This window comes from Nocardia iowensis (genome assembly GCF_019222765.1).
In the GTDB taxonomy this organism is placed as follows: domain Bacteria; phylum Actinomycetota; class Actinomycetes; order Mycobacteriales; family Mycobacteriaceae; genus Nocardia; species Nocardia iowensis.
This window is the reverse complement of the sequence record NZ_CP078145.1, coordinates 4,154,170-4,174,115: the sequence shown is the minus strand read 5'-3', so window position 1 is coordinate 4,174,115 and position 19,946 is coordinate 4,154,170. Positions and strand designations below refer to the sequence as shown.

Sequence of the window (19,946 nt, the reverse complement as noted above, 5' to 3'; positions counted from 1 at the left end):
ATGTCGGATTCATTGCTGCACCAGCGTTTTCCTGACCTAGCCGACACCGTGCCGTACCTCCGACTCGGCGCCGCACCCACGCCGATCCGACCGCTCGACGTCGGCACCGGAGTTCCGCTGTGGTGCAAGGACGACAGCGGTTATGGCGACGGCGGCTGGGGCGGCAACAAGGTCCGTAAGCTGGAATGGCTACTGCCCGAAGCACATCGACGTGGCGCACGGACCATCCTCACTGTCGGCGGCACCGGGACAAATTGGGGACTCGCCACCGCGCTGTACGGCCGCGACCAAGGCATCGAGACCGTGCTCGCCCTACTGGACCAGCCGATGGACGACCACGTCCGCGCCCAGCTGAAACGACTGGAGAAGTCCGGCGCGACACTGCATTTCACGCACACCAAACGGCGAACCATCCTGACCGCTCCCTGGCTGTACCTGCGGCACATGCGGGGTCGCACTCGACCGTACTTCCTGCCGGTGGGCGGATCGTCGCCGATCGGCGCGCTCGGTTACGTCGAAGGCGCGCTCGAGCTGGCCGACCAGATCGCCGCGGGAGCGATGCCGGAGCCGAGCCACCTCGTCACGGCCGTCGGGTCCGGTGGCACCGCGGCGGGTTTGGCCCTGGGCCTACGGCTGGCCGGGCTGAAGACGCGCGTCGTCGGCGTCGTCGTCAACGACGCCCTCCCCCTCGACGCCCCGCACATCGTCCGCCTGGCCAAGCGGGCCGAACGGCTGCTGCGTTCGCGTGGGGCCCGATTCGAGCCGACGGGCCTGCGCCCGGACGACCTGACCAGCACAACGGACTGGCTCGGCCCCGGCTACGGCCACCCGACGCCCGCCGCTCGCGAAGCCGAGTCCCTCGCGGCCCAGGACGGGCTCCGACTCGAAACGGTATACACCGCCAAGGCATTGGCCGCACTACTGCACCTCGATACCGCGGCCGGATTCGGTGCGGGACCGGTGCTGTTCCTCAACACCTACGGTCCTCGGCAGCACTGAGCCGTCAGGCCACATCGTCCAGCCATACCGGACAGTCCCCTTTCGACATCCTCAGTACATTGGAGACGTGAACTTGCCGAACTGGCTCGACCTCGTCGCGCTGTCGGCGACCGCCGGGGCCGCGTATATCGGCTGGCGTCGTGGTGCGATCACCGCGGTGCTCGGCTTTCTGGGTATCGTCGCGGGCGCCGCGCTCGGCGCGGGCATCGCGGCGGTGACGCTGGCTCAGCTCGCGCCAGGCCGCACCCGGTTGCTGATCGTTGTACTGCTGATCGTCGGATTGGTGGCGATCGGCGAAACCGCCGGTCAGCGGCTTGGGCGTGTCGCACGCAGAGCGGTGCGCGGTGCGGCCGCCCAACGGGCGGACGCCATTGGTGGTTCCTGTGTGCACGCGGTCGCGGTGCCGCTCGCGGTGTGGATGTTCGCGGTGCCGTTGACCATGTCGCCGGGGCTGGCGGCCGCCGTGCGTGATTCGGTGGTCGTGCGCACGGTGGACGATGTCGCGCCGTACTGGTTGGCGGGACTGCCGAGCAAACTCGCCACCCCACTCGTCGATGCGGGCCTGGTCCTTCCGCTGCCGCCGCCGGATCCCGGCATTCTGGACAGCCGAGTCCCGGCCGACCTCCAGAAGAGTGTGTTGCGGATCCGGGGTTCGGCTCCCGCCTGCAAACGGCAGCAGTTCGGTTCCGGCTTCGTCATCGCACCCGAACTGGTTCTGACGAACGCACATGTTGTCGCCGGCACCATGAGCACATCGGTCGATACGCCCACTGGTCCGATGAAAGCCGTTGTGGTGCACTTCGATCCGAGCCTCGATCTAGCGGTGCTCAGCGTACCCGGCCTCACGGCACCCGCGGTCACCGTCGCGCCGGAACCCGCCGCGTCAGGAGCCGACGCGATCGTCCTCGGCTACCCCAGCGGCGGGCTGTACACGGCCGCCGCGGCGCGCGTCGAGAACCACATCGTGCGGCAGGTTCCCGATATCTATCACGGTTCGACCAGCGAACGCTTGACCTACACGTTGAACGGCTCGATCCACGAGGGCAATTCGGGCGGCCCGGTCGTCGATACGCAGGGCCGAGCGCTCGGCCTGGTGTTCGGAATCGACAAGGGTGGCAGCGGCGCCGGATTCGCTGCGAGCCTGCCCGAGATTCTTTCACGCATCGGGCATGCCTACGAATCCGATGACGCCGTCGACACCGGACGGTGCGTTAACTAGAACAAATTTCGTCGGCCGATCGTAGCGAATTCCCTTCCCCAGTAGTTCAACTGGGGTTTCCCCAATGCGATATACCGGCTTAACCTCCGACGATCGGGAGTTTTCCGTCCTTTGGAGGAGCCGACATGCCCCGTATCTTCCGCCGCGTCAGAACCGGCCGTGTTATCGCCGCCACCGCCGCTGTGCCCCTCGTTTTATCGCTCGGACTGGCCGGGGCGGCATATGCCGACCCCGGCGCACCACCTGAGCGACAACTGGCCGAGTCGGTCCAGGCACCCAACATCAAACGGCACCTGGAGGCATTCCAGAACATCGCCAACGCCAACGGCGGCAACCGCGCCGCGGGCACGCCTGGCTATGACGCCTCGCGCGACTACGTGGCCGAAAAGCTGCGCCGCGCGGGCTATCAAGTGACGCTGCAGAAATTCGATTTTCCGTTCTTCCAGGAACGGTCGACGGCGGTCATGGAGCAAATCTCCCCAGAGCCCAAGACGTACCGGCCGACCCCTCCCGGCGGCAGTCAGCTCGGCGATTTCGCCACGTTGACTTACTCGGGCTCGGGCAATCCGACGGCGACGGTCCAGGGCGTCGATCTCGTCCTGCCACCCTCGCCGGAACCGTCCTCGACCTCCGGCTGTGAGGCCCAGGACTTCGCGGGCTTCAAATCCGGCAACATCGCCCTGCTTCAGCGCGGTACCTGTCCCTTCGCCGACAAGGCACGAAACGCCCAGGCCGCAGGGGCATCCGGCGTGATCATCTTCAACGAGGGACAACCCGGTCGCACCGACACCTTCACCGGGACGCTCGGCGGGCCCGGCGTCACCGTGCCGGTGGTCGGCACCAGCTTCGCCGTCGGCGAGGACCTCGCCTCCCCGGCGAACACGGTCGTCCGGCTGAAGACCGACACCGAGAGCACGACGCGGACAACCCACAACGTGCTGGCCGAGACCAAGCGCGGCAACGCGGACAAGGTCGTGATGGCGGGGGCACACCTCGATTCCGTGGTCAGTGGCCCCGGTATCAATGACAACGGTTCCGGCAGCGCCGGGCTGCTCGAGGTGGCGCTGCGGATGGCCGCGTTCCAGCCGCAGAACAAGGTCCGGTTCGCCTGGTGGGGCGCCGAGGAACTCGGCCTGCTCGGCTCGGAGCACTACGTGGCGAACCTGCCCGAGGCGGATCGCAACAAGCTCAGGCTCTACCTCAACTTCGACATGATCGGGTCACCGAACTACGCGTTCAAGATCTATGACGGCAGTGAGGGCGGGCCGGCCGGCTCGGCGGAGATCGAGAAGAACTTCGCTCGCTACTTCGACATGCTCCGCATCCCCCATGTTCCGACACCGTTCGACGGCCGCTCGGACTACGGCCCGTTCATCGCGGTCGGCATCCCGGCCGGTGGCCTGTTCACCGGCGCGGAGGGCATCAAGACGCCGGAGGAGCAGCAGATGTTCGGCGGCGAGGCAGGCAAGGCCTACGACCCCTGCTACCACTCGCCGTGCGACACGATCGCCAACATCAATGACCGGGCGTTGGCCGTGAACACCGGTGCGATCGCCTACTCGGTCGCGACTTACGCGTTCAGCGCTGACCCGCCCAGCCGCGCGACGACGAAGTCTGCTGCCACGCAGCGCGGAAAGGACCAGATGTACCACGGCGGACTCATCAAGTAACGACTGTCCGCGAACCCCCTGATCCGGCCCGATCCATTCGGGCCGGATCAGCGGCGTGTTTGGATGACGCTCCACAGCCGTCGCGGGAGCTCGCCTTCTTCGAACTCGTCCACCTGCCGCAGATCCCAGCCGTCCGCGAGCTGGTCGACCAGGCTCAGGGGAAAGAAGTGCACCGCGAAGCCACCGTGTTCGAAAATGTCGTCGCCACAGTCGATTCCGGAGCCGTAGTGTGCGTCGCCGGTGTGCCGCACGGTGTAGAACAAGGTGCCGCCCTGGCGCAGCACCCGGCGGATCTCGTCGACGAGAGCGAAGATCTCCTTGGTGGACAGCGCCATGCACAGCAGCATGTGGGCGTACACCGCGTCGACGGATTGGTCGGACAGCGGCAGTCGGTCTCGGACATCGACGATCCCGGTGGTGACGCCCGGCAGGCCTTCGGCGTCGGCCCGTTCTCGCAGCTGTCGCAGGCCCGCGCTACTGAAATCGGTTGCGTGGACAGTGAATCCGCATCGCGCGAAGTGCAGGGCATCCCGGCCGTGGCCTGCACCCAGTTCGAGCACGTCCTGGACCCCCGCCGCTCGGAAGAGCGCGGCGGCCTGGGTCGCGGGCGCCGACGGCTGCTCACCGTACATGCCCGGATGAGCGTCGTAGGTGGTTTGCCAATGCGCACGCTGGGCCGCACCGAGGTCTGGACTTTCGCCACCCGTCGGCGCCTCGTCGCTCTTCACGCCCCCATTATCGGCATGCCGCCACGGTAGCGGGTGGGCCACCGGGTCCAGCGACGCTCGGAACCCATCGCTTGCCCTTGCACACCACCTTATGAAAGTGCACACTTACGTACGTGGCCGCTTTCAAAGACGTCGATCTGGCGATTCTCGGCGATCCGACCCGTCAAGCGATCTTCGAGCTGCTGGCCCGCGAGCCCTGTTCGGTGGGTGAGCTGGCCGAGCGGCTGCCGATCACCCGGCAGGCGGTCTCGCAGCATCTGCGGGTGCTGCGCGACGGTGGGCTGGTCGTGGCCACAGCCCAAGGCACGCGGCGCATCTACCGGCTGAATCCGGACGGTGTCGCCGCGATTCAGGCGTATTTCCAGCGGATCTGGGATGACGCGTTGACCGCTTTTCAGAAGGCCGCCGACGTGGCGGCGACCGATCCCGAACAGGAGCAGCATTCATGAGCACACCCACTCCCCTGCCAATACTGCAAGGCAAAGCGACCGTGGCGATGTCGGTGGAGAAGGCGTTCGCGTTCTTCACCGAATCCTTCGGCAGCTGGTGGCCGTCGGCCTATCACATCGGGCAAGCCGAGATGGCCGATGCGATTCTCGAACCCCAGGTCGGCGGGCGCTGGTATGAGGTCGGTGTCGACGGCAGTGAATGCGATTGGGGGCGGGTGCTGGAGTGGGAGCCGCCGAACCGAATTCTGGTGACCTGGCAGATCAATGGCTACTGGCAGTTCGACCCGGACCCCGCCCACGCCAGTGAGATCGAGTTTCGCTTCACCGCTGAAGGACCGGAGCAGACCAGCGTTACCCTCGAGCACCGCCATTTGGATCGGCTCGTGGCAGGCCAGGCCTTGCACGACACCATCGTCGAGCAGGGCGGCGGCTACAGCACCATTCTCGAGGTGTTCGCCAAAACCGCTGAGGCGCAGGGCTGATCCTGCGCTGCGGCGGAGTTCGTTACGCCGTGTCGGCGAGGATCACGACGCCGCTCGATGCCTCCAGCAGCGGAATCGTTTGGGCCGCAGCGTCCTCGACGTGGACGCGCGGATGTGTCGGGAGTTCGTCTTCGTAATAGGTTCCCGGGCCGTAGAACTGGCCGTACTTCACGACCACGCCATCGATGTCGAGGACGGCGGCTTCGTGGTCCTGGATGACCTGACCGCGCCCGCCTGCCGGTTCCCAGGCGATGCTCTGGGCTAGAAAGCGTTTCGCACCGGCGGCGCGGGCCGCGGCGACGAGATTGCGGGTGCCCTCGGTGCGGATGCGCGCATTCGCACCAGCCAGTTCCGGAAGCAGAGTGGCGTCGTCGGGCAGGTCGGTGAGCTGGTGCATCACCAGGTCGGGGCGGAAAGCCACGACGGCAGCGGTCAGCGCGTCCAGGTCGTATACGTCGCAGACCACCGGCTCGGCGCCCGCGGCGCGCACCTGCTCCGCTTTGCTCGCCGAACGGGTCATCCCCGCGACCACGTGGCCCGCCCCGACCAGCAGCGGCACCAATCGTGTTCCGATGACGCCGGTCGCCCCGGCCAGAAAGATCCGCACCATTTCACCCTAGTGAGCTATCCGAGTGTGAGACGTTCAAGGGGTCGGCGGCGAGGTGAGGAGCCTGGATGCACGCGTCAGTAGTGGCCCTACCGCAGGGCAAGGTCCGCGGCACCGTCACCAGGTCGGTGGGCGCCTTCCTCGGCATCCCGTATGCGGCCGCACCGTCGGGTGCCGCACTGTTCCGAGCTCCCGGTCCGGCTCCCAGCTGGGATGATGAGCGTGACGCGACCCGATACGGCCCGACCGCACCACAATTGGGGTATCCGGAACCCTTGCGGTCGATACTGCACAACCCCATCATCGACGGCCCGGAATTCCTCAACCTGAACGTATGGACTCCCGACCCCGGCGCCTCGGGCCTACCGGTCATGGTCTGGATCCACGGCGGTGCCTACCGCATCGGCTCCAACGCCGTCTCGGTCTACGACGGCCATGCCTTCGCGCGCGACGGCGTCGTGCTGGTGAGCATCAACTACCGCTTCGGCGCCATCGGATTCGCGGCCCTGGACGGCACCCCACCCAACCGCGGTCTCCTCGACCAGATCGCCGCCCTGCATTGGGTCCGCGAGAACATCGCGTCTTTCGGCGGCGACCCCGACCAGATCACCCTCTTCGGTGAATCCGCGGGCGCGATGAGCGTCGCCGCCCTGCTGGCTTCACCCTTGGCAACGGGTCTGTTCCGGCGCGCGATCATCCAGAGCGGCAGCGGCACCGTCGCCTGCACCCTTGAAGACGCCCGCCTGGTCGCCGCTGATTTCGCGAATCGACTCGAGACAAGTCCAGATACCGCCGCCATTCCCGCGCTCCTCGACGCCGAACGTAACCTGGTGCGCGACTTCACCCTTCAACAGAACCCGGACCGCTGGGGCACATCGATCATCGCCGCGGCCCTCGGCCTCATGGCGTTCATGCCCACCATCGACGGGCACACCCTCACCGAGCGCCCCATCGACGCCATCGCCGCCGGCGCAGCGCGGGACATCCCCCTCATCATCGGCAGTACCGCCGACGAGTTCCGCCTCTTCACCGCCCCCGCCGGACTCACCACCGCCCTCACCGCGGAAGCACTCACCGAGCAGCTCACCGCCCGCGGGCTCGACCCCCGGATCGCCGACACCTATGCGGCGAACCGCCCCGCCGCCACCCCCGGTGACCTCTTCGCGGTCATCCTCACCGACTTGGCTTTCCGCGTCCCGGCCGCCCGCTTGGCCGAGGCGACCGGCGGCACCGCCCACGTCTACGAATTCGCGTGGCCTACAACGCATCTGGACCTACGCTCCTGCCACGCCCTGGAGCTCCCCTTCGTCTTCGACACACTCACCGCCAAGGGAACGTCGATGATGACCGGTGCGGATACGCCACCGCAAACCCTCGCCTCCGAAATGCACCACACCTGGGTCGATTTCGCTCACGGCCGCTCCCCATGCTGGTCCCCCTATGACCTCGGCACCCGACCGGTAATGACTTTCAACACCCCGCGCTCCCAGCTCGTCCACAACCCTCGCGCCGACGAATTGCGTCTCTGGACCGACGTGATCTGAGACGGGGGCTTTACCCGATCCCCGCGAACTTAATGGACCTTATTTCTAGGGGGGTGTGGGAGGTGTGGGGATCGACCAGGATTGGGGGTTGTGAACGGTTATCTGCACGACGAGTCACCCACGGTTGAACAGTTGCTCGATGATGCGGCATTAATGTCTTTCGAACATCAGGAGCACAGCATCGAGGTGTTGGGTGAGCATCGGTGGCAGGTGAGTTATGAGCCGCCGCGGTTCGAGTTCTTCGGGGATCGTCCGTTGTCGTGCACCCGGTTCCATGTGCTCGGGACGGCCGCGCCAGGGCCGCAGAGTTGGCTGTGGAGTTGGGCGAACAATGATTGGTATCCGCCCGAGGTCACCGAGTTGGCCCGGTCTGTCCGGGATTACGGCCTGCGGCATGGGATTTCGGCGCTGCACATGGCCGAGGTCGCGTTCGCCGAACTGCCGGGTGCGCCGACCGAGCCGAATCGGGTCACCTGGCTGATGGGTGAGCTGGCCAAAGCGGTGTCCGGCAGTTGGACCTGGTACAGCTGCGATGTCGGTGGTGGTACGCGGCTCGCGGTGTTGATCGAGCACCCCGACCTCGTCCCGCCTGCCCCCGATCTGCCGCGGACAACACACGTGCTGAATGGCGTCTTTCAGCTCGGCCTGCCCGATCACAAGCGCGCGATACACAGCTACGGGATGCAGCGCGGACTGAACCCGACCTTCAATGAGGACAGCTCGAAACTCTTCCTCGCGGGCCCGGGTGTCGAAGTCACTATCGCGTTCGACGAGAACGGACTCGTCACCGCCATGTCGACAGTGCACGGGGCGGAAAGCCGCCCGTAGGGCGCACGGCATTAATCGCTGGCGTCGTCGATTCAACCAGTTACGATAAAAGCGTGGCGACGACGAGCGTGACGAACTCCGAGCCGCGTCGGCCGGTCACCGACTGAGAAATCGACCAGTAGAGGCAGCGAGCATCGCGCTGCGAAGGTGTGGTGGCACCGCGACGGACCCGATCGCCCACACCTCCCGGGGATAGCAACCAGGAGGTGAAACTGATGTCACGCACACTGTGTTCAGCCCTACCGGCGACTCGAACGCGGACCGGATCGGTGACCGTCGAGGGATGGATACACCGGCGCAGACAACTCGCGACCGTCACGTTCGTCGTGATACGCGACAGATCCGGTCTCGCTCAGGTAGTGGTCACCGATCCCCTTGTCCGCGAACAGGTTTCGACACTTCCGGAGGAAACCGTCGTCCGCGTGACCGGTACGCCGATCGGCAGCGAAAAGGCACCCGGCGGCGTCGAAATCATCGATCCGACGGTGCAGCCGCTGACCGCACCGTCCGAACCACCACCCATCGAGCTGTGGCGCCCTGGACTCGGCGTCACCCTGCCCACCGCACTCGACCATGCCGCAATCACCTGGCGCCACCCCACCCGCCAGGCGGTGTGGAAGATCGCTGCCGCCTCGATGACCGGCTTCCGCCGCCACCTGGACAGCGCGGGCTTCACCGAAGTCACGACGCCCAAGATCGTCGGCCAGTCCACCGAATCCGGCGCGAACGTGTTCCCGCTGGACTACTTCGGTGCGACCGCGTACCTCGCCCAGTCACCGCAGCTGTACAAGCAGATCCTCACCGGCGTTTTCGAGCGGGTCTACGAAGTCGGCCCGGTCTTTCGCGCCGAACCCCACGACACCGCCCGGCACCTTGCCGAATATGTGTCCCTTGACGTCGAATTCGGCTTCATCCGCGACCATCGCGATGTGCTCGCGCAACTGCGTGACGCGCTCGCCGCGATGGTCGACACGATCAACGAAAAGGCCGGAGCCGCAGTGGAAACCGTTGGCGCGCAGCTGCCGTCGATACCGGAGCAGATCCCGATCATCCACTTTCGGGAAGCCATCGAACTCGTCGGCGCGGCACCGACCGAACCCGACCTCACGCCCGAGCACGAACGCTTCCTCGGCGCCTGGGCGAAGTCGCGGTTCGACTCGGATTTCCTTGCGGTAGAGGGCTATCCGGCGGCGAAACGTCCCTTCTATACGCACCCGCAACCAAGCGACCCACGCTGGACGAACTCCTTCGATCTCCTCTTCCGCGGCCTGGAACTCGTCACCGGCGGCCAGCGCCTGCACAACCACGCCGACTACCTCGCGGCACTGGCGGCCCGCGGCGAAGACCCCGCCGAATACGCCCCCTACCTCGAGGCCATGCGCCACGGCATGCCACCCCACGGCGGCTTCGCCATCGGCCTGGAACGCTGGGTCGCCCGCCTGACCGAAGCCGACAACATCCGCCAAGCCACCCTCTTCCCTCGAGACCTCCACCGCCTCCGGCCCTGAAGCTCATCGAACGGGACATCACCGTGGCGCTACTCGCGTTTCGCCACAACCATGTCCCGTTCGCCGACCTTCGGCGGTACGGTGTAGGCCAGTGGGCGGGTAGAGGGAGCGGGGAGCATGACTATCGGTAGAGGTGTGCGACGGATCGGGCCGGACGTGGGCAGCTTGCGCGTCTTCGGGGAACCGTTCGAGACCGCTGATGGGTCCACCATCATTACGGTCACCAGGGCCGGAGGTGGGCCGTTCGCGGCGTCGCCGTTGGGGATCTTCGTTATCAACGACGGCAAGGTGCACTGGGAGGCCGCGGTCGATACCAACCGGTTGGCGTTGTTCGGCGAGTTCATCGGGTTGGCGGCGGCGGTGATCTTCACGCTCGCGATTTTCCGCCGACCGCCGTGGCCCGATCTGTCCGCTTCCGGAATTGGTGCGATACGGAGCTTCAAGGACTCATGGAAGCGCTGAGCAAGCTCGGATATCAGCGCATTTCATAGACGTAGCAACCGAATCCATCGACTTTTTCCGGAAGGGACGCTGCACCGAAGGCGTCCCCGGACTCGCCTTCACAGACGGCGACAATCCCGGGCTTCGGCTCGACGCCCCGCTGGTGGAGCTTGAATTTCTGCTTTATCGGCCCCGCGTCGGGCGCGCCATTGTGCGCCTGACAGTTCCCCGCGCCTTTCGCGCCGACCTCCTCGGGCTCCTCGATGTCGTCACAGACGTAGATCCATGGCTCGTCGGCGTTGGCGACAGAGGCGAGGGTCAGACCGGCCGCCGCCGAAACGAAGATGATTGCGAGGGCGGCGATCCGGGCCGGATTAATACGCATGACAATCCCCATTCTGTTCGGTTTCGGTCCATTGGCCGCAGTACGCGCAGGCACCGTTGCGGTGCGGTTCGACGCGGCCGAACTGGTTCGAGGTAACAGGCGATAACGCGACCGTAGCGGAATGGCGGGACGCATTGTTCGATTTCACACCGGGTGTCGCGCCCACACCGAAAAGCCGGAAAGAAACTCTGCCAAATGCGATCGCGGCTAATGGCACCCACGAGTTATTCGGGTTTGCTTCGACTCGTCCTTGGGAATATGTGCTCGGCGGACCCCGACCTCGCTGCACGATGTCGATCTGGCACGTGAGGGCGGGCACAGCGCCGGCTACTCGTATGCTCTGTGCGCAGTCGCAATCGAGGGAGAGAGGGTCCATGGCGGATCGGGAAGTGCTGACCTGGGAATTGTTCGGATCGGCGAGTCGGGAGTTGGCGACCACGATCGCGGACGACGGGTTCGAGCCCGATCTGATCCTGTCGATCGCCCGTGGCGGGTTGTTCGTGGCGGGCGCGCTCGGTTACGCGCTGGACGTGAAGAACCTGCACGTGATGAATGTCGAGTTCTACACCGGCATCGACCAGCGCCTCGACATGCCGGTGATGTTGCCGCCGGTGCCGCAGGCGGTGGACCTGGCGGGCGCCACCGTCCTGGTCGCCGACGATGTCGCCGATACCGGCGCCACCCTCAAGCTGGTGCGCGACTTCTGTGAGCACCACGTCGCCGAGGTGCGCTGTGCGGTGGTCTATCAGAAGCCGCGCTCGGAGGTGGACTGCGAATACGTCTGGAAGCACACCGATCGCTGGATCAACTTCCCGTGGTCGACCGAGCCGCCGGTGGTGCGGCGACGGGTCGAGGTGCTCGACGCCTAGTGTTCCCGCCGCTCGCCCGCGATCGCGTCCAGCCGCTCGCCGAGGGCATTGACCTGATCGCGCAGCACGACGAGGTCATCGATCGGGCAGCCGACCGCGGCGAGCACCGACTCGATCATCTCCCTGGCCTGACGTTGCAGGGCGACGCCCGCTTCGGTCGCGCGGAGTTCCACCGAGCGCCGATCGTGCACGCTGCGTACGCTTTCCACGAAACCGTGCGCCTGCAGTCGTTGGATCAGCGGCGAGACGGTGCCGTAGTCCAGGCGCAGTTGCTCGCCCAGCTCCTTCATCGTCATCCCAGGCCGTTCCCACAGCGCGAGCAGGGCAAGGTACTGCGGATACGTGATCTGCATCGCCTCGAGGTAGGGCCGATAGGCCGCGGTCATCGAGCGCGACGTGGAATACAGAGCGAAACACAACTGGTTCGCCAACGACAGCAGGTCGAGGGCGGAGTCCCCTGCGGTTGCGGTGGCGCCGGGCATGACGACCGGATCGACACGCACCGCAGAAGTGGGATGCGCTTCTTCGGGCATTCAAACACCTTACTCCAGCGAGTTTCCTGCTATACGTGTGCTTTTACGGTGTTTGTGCGACGGTCGAAGGTCCGTCGTCCGAGTAGCTGCGCGCAGAGCGGCGGCGGTGGGCATGGCTGAGATCGCTGCGGTTGTCCCGTCGACGCTGCCGGGGTTGACAGGCTCGACCGGTGTCGTCCCGGCATGCCTTCCCCTGGCCTTGATCCTGGTGCCCCGCCAGTCGGGCAGGCTGACCTCGGTATTCGGTGCTCGCTCGATCTCAACGGTCGGGTGATCGACCGGTTCGTCGTCGACGCCCTGGGATGGAATAACGGCGATCGGCTGTGTTGGCAGGTCCGCAACGGGATCGGTGTCATCTCCCGCGCCCGGGTGCGGAGTGTTCGTGTTCCCGGGCGCGGCCACCTGTGGCTTCCGACTGGCCTGCGTCACGCGGCACGCCTCGGAGCCGGAGACCGAGTGTTCCTGGCGGCCGCCACCGGCGCCGGTGCCGCCGCGCAACGCCAACTCGGCGCCCACGCGGACCTGCTTGCCCCACTGCCGCATGCCATCGCCGCCACTATGCCCACCCCGCAGCGGTCCGGCGCCGAGCTGCGTCAGCTGTTTGAATTTGCCTGGCGTACTGCGCTTTTCGCGGCTGTGATGGCGGTACTGCTGGTATTGATCGTGCAGGTGATTATTTCCCGCCGATCATCGCGGCATCGGCCGGTCCGGGACCGGCCTCCAGACACAGGCTCGGCCGCAGCCGAATTCGTGAAGTGCACAAGAGAATCGGGTCTCGCGGCCGTCATCCTTGGCTCATTCCAGCATCGATCGGACGCGGCAACATCAACCTGTTGGTATCAGATAGCTTTCGTACTACTAATCGAGTTGTGCTGTGCACATACGAACCACACCGCGGGAGTGAGCCAAGCGACGCGGCGGTGACGGCGAAGACCGATCGAATTCGGCGCTGCAACCGCGACGTGGTCGAGGTCGTGCCGTAACCCGCGAGCACGCCGGGTTGACAATTCAATAAGGACAATTCGCGCGAACGGTGTTGGCAGAGTATTGGTTGCCTACAGAAGTATTGCCAAGTGGAAGAATCTTGGTAGGGTCGGTACCCTTCGGGCCTTTGCCCACTGAGTGTGCTCGTTCCAACAGTCTGCGCAACCCAGATCGTGCGCGGTTGCCGTGTGAGGCGGTGAATTGGTGGGCGATGGTCAATCGGTGTTCCAATCCTGGTGGCGCGAGCACATCGACTATCGCTGGCTGGTCGACACGCTCGACGTGCATTCGGCCTTGCGGCCGTTGAAGGCAATGCTCGGCTCCGCCGGTCTCGTCATGCTGGCGATCACGACCATCGCGCTGTTCTCCCCGGCCGGGCAAAACGGAACGGCAGGAAAGATCCAGGGCGGAATTGTCGCCGCGACCGCCGTGTTGTGGACGCTGCGCTGGTGGTTGCTGCCGTGGCCGGGTGAAGTCGAGTCGCTGGTGCTGATCGCCGCGGTCGATGTCGCCATCACCGCCAACAATGTCATGGTGCAGGACCGGCTGCTCGGCGCGATGGGCAGTGCGTTGCTCGTGGTCACCGGGGGCTATGTGACCGTTTTCCACGGGCCGCGGTTTCTGCTGTGGCACGTCGGCTGGTCATTGCTGTCGATCGTGGTGCTGTCGCTGATGATGGTGCTCGGCGAAGGGCACGGAGCGGGCGATATCGCGCTCGGTGTCGTCGTGGTGCTGGTGTCGTTCGTCGTCGATATTTTCGTGCTGCCGATCGTGCAGTTCTGCCATTGGGTATTGCGCCGCGACGCCCTGACGGATCCACTGACCGGCCTGATGAATCGGCGCGGTCTGGATTACCACATGTCGCGCCACGTCGACTCTCCGGATTCGCGCCGCCGCTTGGCTCGTCGGCGAAAAGCACGGGCAAGCTATGTCGCGACAGTGGATCTCGACCGCTTCAAGACCATCAACGACACCTACGGGCACGCGGTCGGTGACGACGTCCTGGTGTGCACGGCGCAGCGCCTGCGTGCGACGGTCGATCCCGATGCCCTCGTGGCGCGCACCGGCGGCGAGGAGTTCGCGCTCGTCGGTTACCTGCGCGACCCGGCCGACGAGATCGGCGAGCGGATCCGTGCCGCCATCGAGACCATGCCGGATCTTCCCGTCGAAGTCACGGCGAGCATCGGTGTCGCACTGTGGGATGGCGCCCGGATGGACCTCCGCCACACCGAACCTACTGGCCGGCAGCTGCTCCAGCTGTCGGACGAGGCGATGTACATGGCGAAACGTCTCGGCGGTAACGCGGTCATCGTCACCAGCGCCGACGAACAGGATGCTGCTGCCTCCTCTGGAGGCGTCGCAACAGGCGAATGGTCGGGCTAAGCCTCGGACAGTTGGCCGCAGACTTCCGAGCTCAGCTCGGGCCGTTGCCACCCGACCGTCAGGACCGCTCTCCTACGCCGCGGCGTTCCCCGCCGGGGCGAACACGTTTGCGTCAGATGTCCGCAACTGCATGTCAACTCGAAGATGCTGTTTCGGCTCGATGAGTTGGAAGCCGACCTCGAGGTCCGCAGTGAGCGAGCAGCCGAAAACAACCGTCCTTGACATGCCAAGTCGGTAAGTAGAGACTGACCGTTAGTGAAAACTTACGAATCCGACGCATGGAGTGTCCTCGGTGACCGCACACGCCGGTTGATCTTCCAGAGCCTGGCCGAGCGTGCGCGAACGGTCGGCGAGCTGGCCGCGGAACTGCCGGTCAGCAGGCCCGCCGTGTCGCAGCACCTCAAGGTGCTCAAGGATGCGGGCCTCGTGATCGACCAGCCGGTCGGCAACCGGCGCATCTATCGGGTCGACCCGGACGGCGCCGCGGCTCTGCGTGCGCGACTCGACGGCTTCTGGACCAAGACGATGGCGGCCTACAAGCAGTCGGTCGAGCACAGCGGTATAGGAGATGGCATGACCACACGAACCACGGCGGCGACGGTGCGGACACAAATCGTCGTCGAGGCGCCGGTCGAGTACGCATTCGCGGTGTTCACCGAGCGGTTCGGTGATTTCAAGCCACCCGAGCACAACATCCTCGGCGTGGAGCTGGCCGAGACCGTGTTCGAGCCGCACGTCGGAGGCCACATCTACGACCGGGCAGTCGACGGGACCGAGTGCCGGTGGGCGCGGGTGCTTGCCTACGAGCCACCGCATCACCTGGTGTTCAGCTGGAACATCGACCCCCGATGGCAGATCGAGTCGAACCCGGACAAGACCAGCGAAGTCGAGGTCCGCTTCATCGCCGAAACCGCGCAACGTACCCGGGTAGAACTCGAGCACCGCCATATCGAGCGCCACGGCCAGGGCTGGCAGACGATCCACGACTGTGTGAACGGCGAGACCGGTTGGCCCGCTTACCTACCGCGCTTCGCCAACATACTTGGCAAGGGCATCCGATGACAGTCGACAACACAACCACCGAACCCATGCAGCCGCCCACCCCGCGCAGCCTCGGCCAGCGGCGCGCGGACGCGCTGAAACGACTCGGGACCAACCATCAAATGTGGCTGGCTACCGCAGGCGAGGGGTACGGCCCGCACCTCATCCCGGTTTCCTACACCTGGAACACGAACACCCTCACCACGGCGACGTTCGAGCACAGTCGCACCGTCGCCAACCTCCACGCAACTCCACGAGCCAGAGTCGCCATCGGAGACACCGCCGACGTGATCATGATCGAGGCCACCGCATCGCTCATACCCGTCGATGCGATCGACCCCACCGCCGCCGACGGATACGCCCAGGTGTCACACGACCCGCGCACCATGCCAGGTTTCGTCTACATCCAACTCGCTCCACAACGCATACAGGTATGGAACGGATTCCACGAGTTCACCGGACGCACCGTTATGGCAGACGGCCAATGGCTCGATCGGCCGATCGACTAGCACGAGCGAACCGAAACCGTTGGTACACCATGGGCGGCGGGTACTTTCGCGGCAAGTTCTACAAGGCTCCGGGCTGATCGGAGACTGACTGACTCCGGTCAGCCAAGAACTCAGAGAGCGCATCGCCATTATCCGCTTATGCCGCTCTGCGCTGGGCTGCGCTCTCAGGCCGGCGCCACGGAAAGAGTGCACTGAAATGCCTATGTGCGTGTAGCCGAGGTTCGCGCTGAGGGCTACTGCTGTATGCGCACAGGTGTGAACAGTCATAGGTAATGGCAGAAATCCGTTTCACAGCGTCACCATTCAGATTTCGGTGTCGCCCAGATACTTTTTCAGCCTCGCGCTGTAATTGCCCAGTCGTTCGACCCAGACGTTGTGGACCTCCTCCTTGAGCTCCTGACCTTGCAGTTTACGTAGTTCCGGCTTGAGGACAACTCCGTACTTGGCGATCCGGTCGTTCAGGGTCTTGGCGTACTTCGTGCGCAGCTTTTCGTCCTCGCACAGCTTAAGGCGGGACTCGTTGGTGAACTTCTCGGTGCCGAGCAATTCCTTGCGAACTTCAGCGATCGGGTCTTTCGGCTCCTCCGCAGTTCCGAAGTCTACTGGGAGGGTGTAGTACGCAGTATCGATATTGTCCAGGTCTTCCTGCGGTAACTCGTCTTGGGTGCAGAGCGCCTCGGTGATCTTTTGCATCTTCTCGGGTGTGAACACCGGGTCTATCGGTTTAAACTTGACGTCGTTGGGCAGCGGCACCGCTACCAGCGGGTACGAATCGGCGTGCCACGCTTTGAGGTCGCCTGAAGCTACCGGTGCGGTCATGACAACCGCAGCGAGCGCGCCGACCGTGACGACTGTTGCGCAAGCGCGCCGAGAACGTCGGTTCTTCATCGGGCTAGATCCTTTCCAGTAGGCCACCCCGACGGGAATCGAGAAGAGGCGGACTCTGATAATTCGCTGCCGTCGCGTCCGCGGATGGATCTCGGGTTCTGGCGGCGGCGAACGGCACCTGAGCACAGGCAGCACCACTCTCGGTGGTCCTCAGTCTGTCGGCACCCATGTTGTCGCGTCTGGCCCCGCAGTCGTACCGCTGGGAACACCCTCTTCTGCCGCTGGGCGCGTTGGTCGGCCGTCCAAACTGGTTGGCTGACAGGACCTTTCAACGCACCTCGTGTCGACGAGCGGGTGTTCTGGGTGGTTGGTATTCATTCGACTCGCGACTTCGTGCCGAAATAGTCTCGGTCACCGGCTGGGCGTGTCTGCTGCAGGCGTTCGTCCGACGCTCGGAGAACGCCCGGATCTGCCGAATACCGTGCAGGTCGGTGAGGGGTTGGCCAGCGAGATTCAGCGGGTCGGGGTTGTGTCGCTGATTGGATTTTGCTGGCGGGCGAGGAGTCCGGAGATTGTGGTCGCCACGGTCCGGCGTAGCACTTCGGTGAAGTCGAGTCCCATCGCGGCGAGTTCGGGGTCGGCGGCGTAGGCGGCCCGCATCGCTTCCGATGGCCGGCTCCATGGCCACGCTCCCATGGCCACCAGCAGGATGGTTTCCACCAGCAGGTCCGCGTCGCCGGTGTCGAGTTCGGGTAGCTGGCGCTCGACGAGCCGGGTCAGGGCTTGCACGGACCGGCGCATAGCGTGTTTGTACTGGATCGCGACCTCGGTGGAGATGTTGTGTTCGAGCACCGCTGCGTGGGCGGCGAGCAGGTCGCACAGCACCGGTCGCCGCGCCATCGACGCGGCCACGATCTCGGCCAGCCGGTCCCCGCGTTTGCGCGGGGTGCCCGCGTCCGGTTCGGTCGAGTGCTCAAGGTCGGTGACCCAGTCCTGCATCTGGGCCTGCAGTAGCTCGAGTAGGACTGCTTCGCGTGACTCGAAGTAGCGCAGCACGTTGGATTTGGCCAGCCCGATACGTCGGCTGAGCTCGTTGAGGCTGAGCTTGGCGACCGGCATCTCGGTCAGCATTCCGGCCGCGGTCACCAAGACCTGCCGACGCCGTTCGAGCCGCTGCTCTTCGCTGCGTGCGCGCTTGAACTCCACCCACACATCTTAACTACCGCCGGTCTCTTAACAAAAGACCAGTGGTCTGCTACCGTGGACGACGTTAGAGACCGTCAGTCTTTTAGGAGGCAGTGATGTATCAGGTACCTAACCAACAGGGCAAACTCGCCGTCGTGACGGGCGCGAACAGCGGCACCGGCAAAGAGGCCGCCGAACGCCTGGCCGCAGCCGGAGCGCACGTGGTGCTCGCCGTGCGCAGTCCGGACAAAGGCGAGCAAGCGCGAGCGGAGATCCGCACCGCACACCCCGCCGCCCACGTCGAGGTCCGCCGGCTCGACCTGGCCGACCTGGCTTCGGTCCGCGAGTTCGCCGACGACCTGATCGCCGAGGGCAAACCGCTGGACCTGCTGCTCAACAACGCCGGAGTGGCGAACGTGCCCCGCCGGTTCGAAACAGCAGACGGATTCGAGCTCCAACTGGGCAGCAACTTCCTGGGCCCGTTCGCGCTCACGGTCCGGCTGCTACCGCTGCTGCTGTCGGCTCCCGCGCCACGCGTGGCCACGATGAGCAGCCTCGGCGCCGCCACCGGCCGAATCGACCTCGATGACCTGCAGTCCACCCGCCACTACAGCCCCACCAAGGCCTACGCCCAATCCAAACTGGCCGACCTGATGATGACCCTGCACCTGGCAGACCTCGCAGCCCAACACAACTGGCCGCTGCTCTCGGTCGGCGCGCACCCCGGCACCACTCGAACCAACCTGATGGCCTCGGGACCGACCATGGGCGGCGGCCGACCCGGCCTGCTCACCTCGCTGGCCACCAAAATCGTGCCGTCCCAGGGCCCGGAAGAAGGCACGGAACCGTTGCTGTATGCGGCAACCAGCCCCGATGCCACACCCGGCGGCTACTTCGGCCCACGCTGGGTCATGATCGGACCCCCGAAACCCGCCCGCCCACCCCGCCGGGCACAGGACAAGACCGTCGCGGCACGCCTGTGGACCCAAGCCGAACACCTCACCGGCACCACCCTCACCGCCCAACTCTGACCAACCCCGAACCTTCACGATCCCGCCCGTCCAGCAATACCGCACCACGCGATCCGCACAGCCGCTGATCGGTTGGCCACCAACATCTCTGAACACCAGCATCTGCCGAGGCCGTCAGCGCTTGCCTACCTGTGGGATTGCCCCAACACCCAGGCTGTTGTCGACGTAGCGACATCATCCGGATACAACTCCCCGAGCGGGTTCCGAGCGTCGTTCACTGCCCGATTCGACATCCAACCCGGCGAGCTGAAACTCCAGGCCCGATCGCCGGACCGGTCACCGCCGCAACCCAAGCCCGCAAACAATCCCCCGGCTCCCAGTAGCCGCACCCTTCACAACCTGCGCGCGGAAGCGCGACACCGCCAGTGCACACAGCAAGGTGCATTCGAACTGGCGGAACTGTCCGCCGAGCCGGTGGTGGTGAGAGGGGGTCAGCCGATCACGGCGTTCATGATGGTGCCCGCGCTGGTGGCCACCGCGCCACCCGCCATCGCGCTGGCGATCATCTTGGGCGACTGCAAACCGCCGCCGTTCCATTTCTCCCAGGCGAATCGTCCGCCGCCGTAGGTGATGGCGGTGACGCCGGACAGTTGGACCAGCCAGGTGAAGTAGCGGCCCATTTGCAGCAATTTGTCGGCGAGGGGCGGCGGCTCCGGTGTCGGGTTACCGACCTCCGCGAGAACGGTGTCGTGTAGCGCGGCGAGGATCATGCTCACGTTCGTG

General features: G+C 65.4%; 22 protein-coding genes and 1 pseudogene. 16 read left to right on the top strand and 7 right to left on the bottom strand.

All coding sequences use genetic code 11. From position 1 onward, the window contains the following. The 3 genes from KV110_RS19250 (at position 1) to KV110_RS19240 (ending at position 3,888) form a co-directional block, all read left to right on the top strand. A complete protein-coding gene (locus KV110_RS19250; protein ID WP_218477722.1) occupies positions 1-999 on the top strand; it encodes a 1-aminocyclopropane-1-carboxylate deaminase/D-cysteine desulfhydrase in 999 nt (332 codons plus the stop codon). Between the two features lie 67 nt (positions 1,000-1,066). Next, positions 1,067-2,218 (top strand): MarP family serine protease, encoded by a 1,152-nt coding sequence (locus KV110_RS19245; protein ID WP_218477721.1) that lies wholly within the window; start codon positions 1,067-1,069, stop codon positions 2,216-2,218. Positions 2,219-2,343: 125 nt separating this feature from the next. Then, positions 2,344-3,888: a M28 family metallopeptidase gene (locus KV110_RS19240; protein ID WP_218477720.1), complete on the top strand. Its 1,545-nt coding sequence runs from the start codon at positions 2,344-2,346 to the stop codon at positions 3,886-3,888. 47 nt (positions 3,889-3,935) lie between these two features. Here the strand turns inward: KV110_RS19240 and KV110_RS19235 are convergent, their stop codons facing one another. Further along, positions 3,936-4,616 (bottom strand): class I SAM-dependent methyltransferase, encoded by a 681-nt coding sequence (locus KV110_RS19235; protein ID WP_246634636.1) that lies wholly within the window; start codon positions 4,614-4,616, stop codon positions 3,936-3,938. 113 nt (positions 4,617-4,729) lie between these two features. Between KV110_RS19235 and KV110_RS19230 the strand changes: the two genes are divergently transcribed. Both KV110_RS19230 and KV110_RS19225 read left to right on the top strand, forming a co-directional pair. Next, entirely contained in the window at positions 4,730-5,065 is a 336-nt protein-coding gene (locus KV110_RS19230; RefSeq protein ID WP_218477719.1) for an ArsR/SmtB family transcription factor, read from the top strand. Then, positions 5,062-5,547 (top strand): SRPBCC family protein, encoded by a 486-nt coding sequence (locus KV110_RS19225; protein WP_218477718.1) that lies wholly within the window; start codon positions 5,062-5,064, stop codon positions 5,545-5,547. Before KV110_RS19230 ends, KV110_RS19225 begins: the two co-directional genes overlap by 4 nt. Positions 5,548-5,569: 22 nt before the next feature. Here the strand turns inward: KV110_RS19225 and KV110_RS19220 are convergent, their stop codons facing one another. Further along, complete coding sequence (locus KV110_RS19220; protein WP_343224193.1) at positions 5,570-6,157, bottom strand: NAD-dependent epimerase/dehydratase family protein; 588 nt, start codon at positions 6,155-6,157, stop codon at positions 5,570-5,572. Between the two features lie 65 nt (positions 6,158-6,222). On the opposite strand from KV110_RS19220, the gene KV110_RS19215 reads away from it, so the two are divergent. From KV110_RS19215 to KV110_RS19200, 4 genes are all read left to right on the top strand, one after another. Further along, positions 6,223-7,698 (top strand): carboxylesterase/lipase family protein, encoded by a 1,476-nt coding sequence (locus KV110_RS19215; RefSeq protein WP_218477716.1) that lies wholly within the window; start codon positions 6,223-6,225, stop codon positions 7,696-7,698. A 90-nt stretch (positions 7,699-7,788) separates the two neighbouring features. Further along, positions 7,789-8,526 carry a DUF6882 domain-containing protein gene (locus tag KV110_RS19210; protein WP_343224192.1) on the top strand — a complete coding sequence of 246 codons (738 nt, stop codon included), beginning with the start codon at positions 7,789-7,791 and terminating at the stop codon, positions 8,524-8,526. Between the two features lie 215 nt (positions 8,527-8,741). Then, complete coding sequence (aspS, locus tag KV110_RS19205) at positions 8,742-10,034, top strand: aspartate--tRNA(Asn) ligase (RefSeq protein WP_218477712.1); 1,293 nt, start codon at positions 8,742-8,744, stop codon at positions 10,032-10,034. 117 nt (positions 10,035-10,151) lie between these two features. Next, positions 10,152-10,496 (top strand): hypothetical protein, encoded by a 345-nt coding sequence (locus tag KV110_RS19200; RefSeq protein ID WP_218477711.1) that lies wholly within the window; start codon positions 10,152-10,154, stop codon positions 10,494-10,496. Positions 10,497-10,509: 13 nt separating this feature from the next. Here KV110_RS19200 and KV110_RS19195 read toward each other — a convergent pair whose 3' ends face one another. Beyond that, positions 10,510-10,872, bottom strand: a complete 363-nt coding sequence (locus tag KV110_RS19195; protein WP_218477710.1) for a hypothetical protein — start codon at positions 10,870-10,872, stop codon at positions 10,510-10,512. A gap of 362 nt (positions 10,873-11,234) precedes the next feature. Here KV110_RS19195 and KV110_RS19190 point away from each other — a divergent pair, with 362 nt between their 5' ends. Beyond that, positions 11,235-11,729: a phosphoribosyltransferase gene (locus KV110_RS19190; protein ID WP_218477709.1), complete on the top strand. Its 495-nt coding sequence runs from the start codon at positions 11,235-11,237 to the stop codon at positions 11,727-11,729. Here KV110_RS19190 and KV110_RS19185 read toward each other — a convergent pair. Further along, complete coding sequence (locus KV110_RS19185; protein ID WP_218477708.1) at positions 11,726-12,262, bottom strand: MarR family winged helix-turn-helix transcriptional regulator; 537 nt, start codon at positions 12,260-12,262, stop codon at positions 11,726-11,728. The genes KV110_RS19190 and KV110_RS19185 overlap by 4 nt on opposite strands. Positions 12,263-12,532: 270 nt before the next feature. Here KV110_RS19185 and KV110_RS19180 point away from each other — a divergent pair, with 270 nt between their 5' ends. From KV110_RS19180 to KV110_RS19160, 5 genes and pseudogenes are all read left to right on the top strand, one after another. Beyond that, positions 12,533-13,186 carry a hypothetical protein gene (locus KV110_RS19180; RefSeq protein WP_218477707.1) on the top strand — a complete coding sequence of 218 codons (654 nt, stop codon included), beginning with the start codon at positions 12,533-12,535 and terminating at the stop codon, positions 13,184-13,186. A 264-nt stretch (positions 13,187-13,450) separates the two neighbouring features. Then, positions 13,451-14,629, top strand: coding sequence for a GGDEF domain-containing protein (locus KV110_RS19175; protein ID WP_218477706.1), 1,179 nt, complete (start codon positions 13,451-13,453; stop codon positions 14,627-14,629). Between the two features lie 255 nt (positions 14,630-14,884). Further along, positions 14,885-15,190, top strand: a pseudogene (locus KV110_RS19170) (ArsR/SmtB family transcription factor); the annotation flags it as partial. A 12-nt stretch (positions 15,191-15,202) separates the two neighbouring features. Continuing rightward, on the top strand, positions 15,203-15,691 hold the full coding sequence (locus KV110_RS19165; RefSeq protein ID WP_218478641.1) for an SRPBCC family protein: 489 nt from the start codon (positions 15,203-15,205) through the stop codon (positions 15,689-15,691). Beyond that, on the top strand, positions 15,688-16,179 hold the full coding sequence (locus KV110_RS19160; RefSeq protein ID WP_218477705.1) for a pyridoxamine 5'-phosphate oxidase family protein: 492 nt from the start codon (positions 15,688-15,690) through the stop codon (positions 16,177-16,179). Before KV110_RS19165 ends, KV110_RS19160 begins: the two co-directional genes overlap by 4 nt. A gap of 303 nt (positions 16,180-16,482) precedes the next feature. Here the strand turns inward: KV110_RS19160 and KV110_RS19155 are convergent, their stop codons facing one another. After that, complete coding sequence (locus KV110_RS19155) at positions 16,483-17,067, bottom strand: hypothetical protein (RefSeq protein WP_218477704.1); 585 nt, start codon at positions 17,065-17,067, stop codon at positions 16,483-16,485. Positions 17,068-17,520: 453 nt separating this feature from the next. Then, positions 17,521-18,213, bottom strand: a complete 693-nt coding sequence (locus KV110_RS19150; RefSeq protein ID WP_246634635.1) for a TetR/AcrR family transcriptional regulator — start codon at positions 18,211-18,213, stop codon at positions 17,521-17,523. Between the two features lie 95 nt (positions 18,214-18,308). Between KV110_RS19150 and KV110_RS19145 the strand changes: the two genes are divergently transcribed. After that, a complete protein-coding gene (locus KV110_RS19145; RefSeq protein ID WP_218477703.1) occupies positions 18,309-19,223 on the top strand; it encodes an SDR family oxidoreductase in 915 nt (304 codons plus the stop codon). A gap of 431 nt (positions 19,224-19,654) precedes the next feature. On the opposite strand, the gene KV110_RS19140 is transcribed toward KV110_RS19145, so the two are convergent. Next, positions 19,655-19,933 (bottom strand): hypothetical protein, encoded by a 279-nt coding sequence (locus KV110_RS19140; protein WP_218478637.1) that lies wholly within the window; start codon positions 19,931-19,933, stop codon positions 19,655-19,657. Positions 19,934-19,946 lie beyond the last annotated feature (13 nt).

Coding starts and splice junctions, on each gene's coding strand:
- KV110_RS19200 (WP_218477711.1), top strand. CDS start 10,152: ATGACTATCGGTAGAGGTGTGCGACGGATCGGGCCGGACGTGGGCAGC.
- KV110_RS19155 (WP_218477704.1), bottom strand. CDS start 17,067: ATGAAGAACCGACGTTCTCGGCGCGCTTGCGCAACAGTCGTCACGGTC.
- KV110_RS19165 (WP_218478641.1), top strand. CDS start 15,203: ATGACCACACGAACCACGGCGGCGACGGTGCGGACACAAATCGTCGTC.
- KV110_RS19195 (WP_218477710.1), bottom strand. CDS start 10,872: ATGGGGATTGTCATGCGTATTAATCCGGCCCGGATCGCCGCCCTCGCA.
- KV110_RS19220 (WP_343224193.1), bottom strand. CDS start 6,157: ATGGTGCGGATCTTTCTGGCCGGGGCGACCGGCGTCATCGGAACACGA.
- aspS (WP_218477712.1), top strand. CDS start 8,742: ATGTCACGCACACTGTGTTCAGCCCTACCGGCGACTCGAACGCGGACC.
- KV110_RS19215 (WP_218477716.1), top strand. CDS start 6,223: ATGCACGCGTCAGTAGTGGCCCTACCGCAGGGCAAGGTCCGCGGCACC.
- KV110_RS19185 (WP_218477708.1), bottom strand. CDS start 12,262: ATGCCCGAAGAAGCGCATCCCACTTCTGCGGTGCGTGTCGATCCGGTC.
- KV110_RS19190 (WP_218477709.1), top strand. CDS start 11,235: ATGGCGGATCGGGAAGTGCTGACCTGGGAATTGTTCGGATCGGCGAGT.
- KV110_RS19240 (WP_218477720.1), top strand. CDS start 2,344: ATGCCCCGTATCTTCCGCCGCGTCAGAACCGGCCGTGTTATCGCCGCC.
- KV110_RS19225 (WP_218477718.1), top strand. CDS start 5,062: ATGAGCACACCCACTCCCCTGCCAATACTGCAAGGCAAAGCGACCGTG.
- KV110_RS19160 (WP_218477705.1), top strand. CDS start 15,688: ATGACAGTCGACAACACAACCACCGAACCCATGCAGCCGCCCACCCCG.
- KV110_RS19145 (WP_218477703.1), top strand. CDS start 18,309: ATGTATCAGGTACCTAACCAACAGGGCAAACTCGCCGTCGTGACGGGC.
- KV110_RS19250 (WP_218477722.1), top strand. CDS start 1: ATGTCGGATTCATTGCTGCACCAGCGTTTTCCTGACCTAGCCGACACC.
- KV110_RS19140 (WP_218478637.1), bottom strand. CDS start 19,933: ATGATCCTCGCCGCGCTACACGACACCGTTCTCGCGGAGGTCGGTAAC.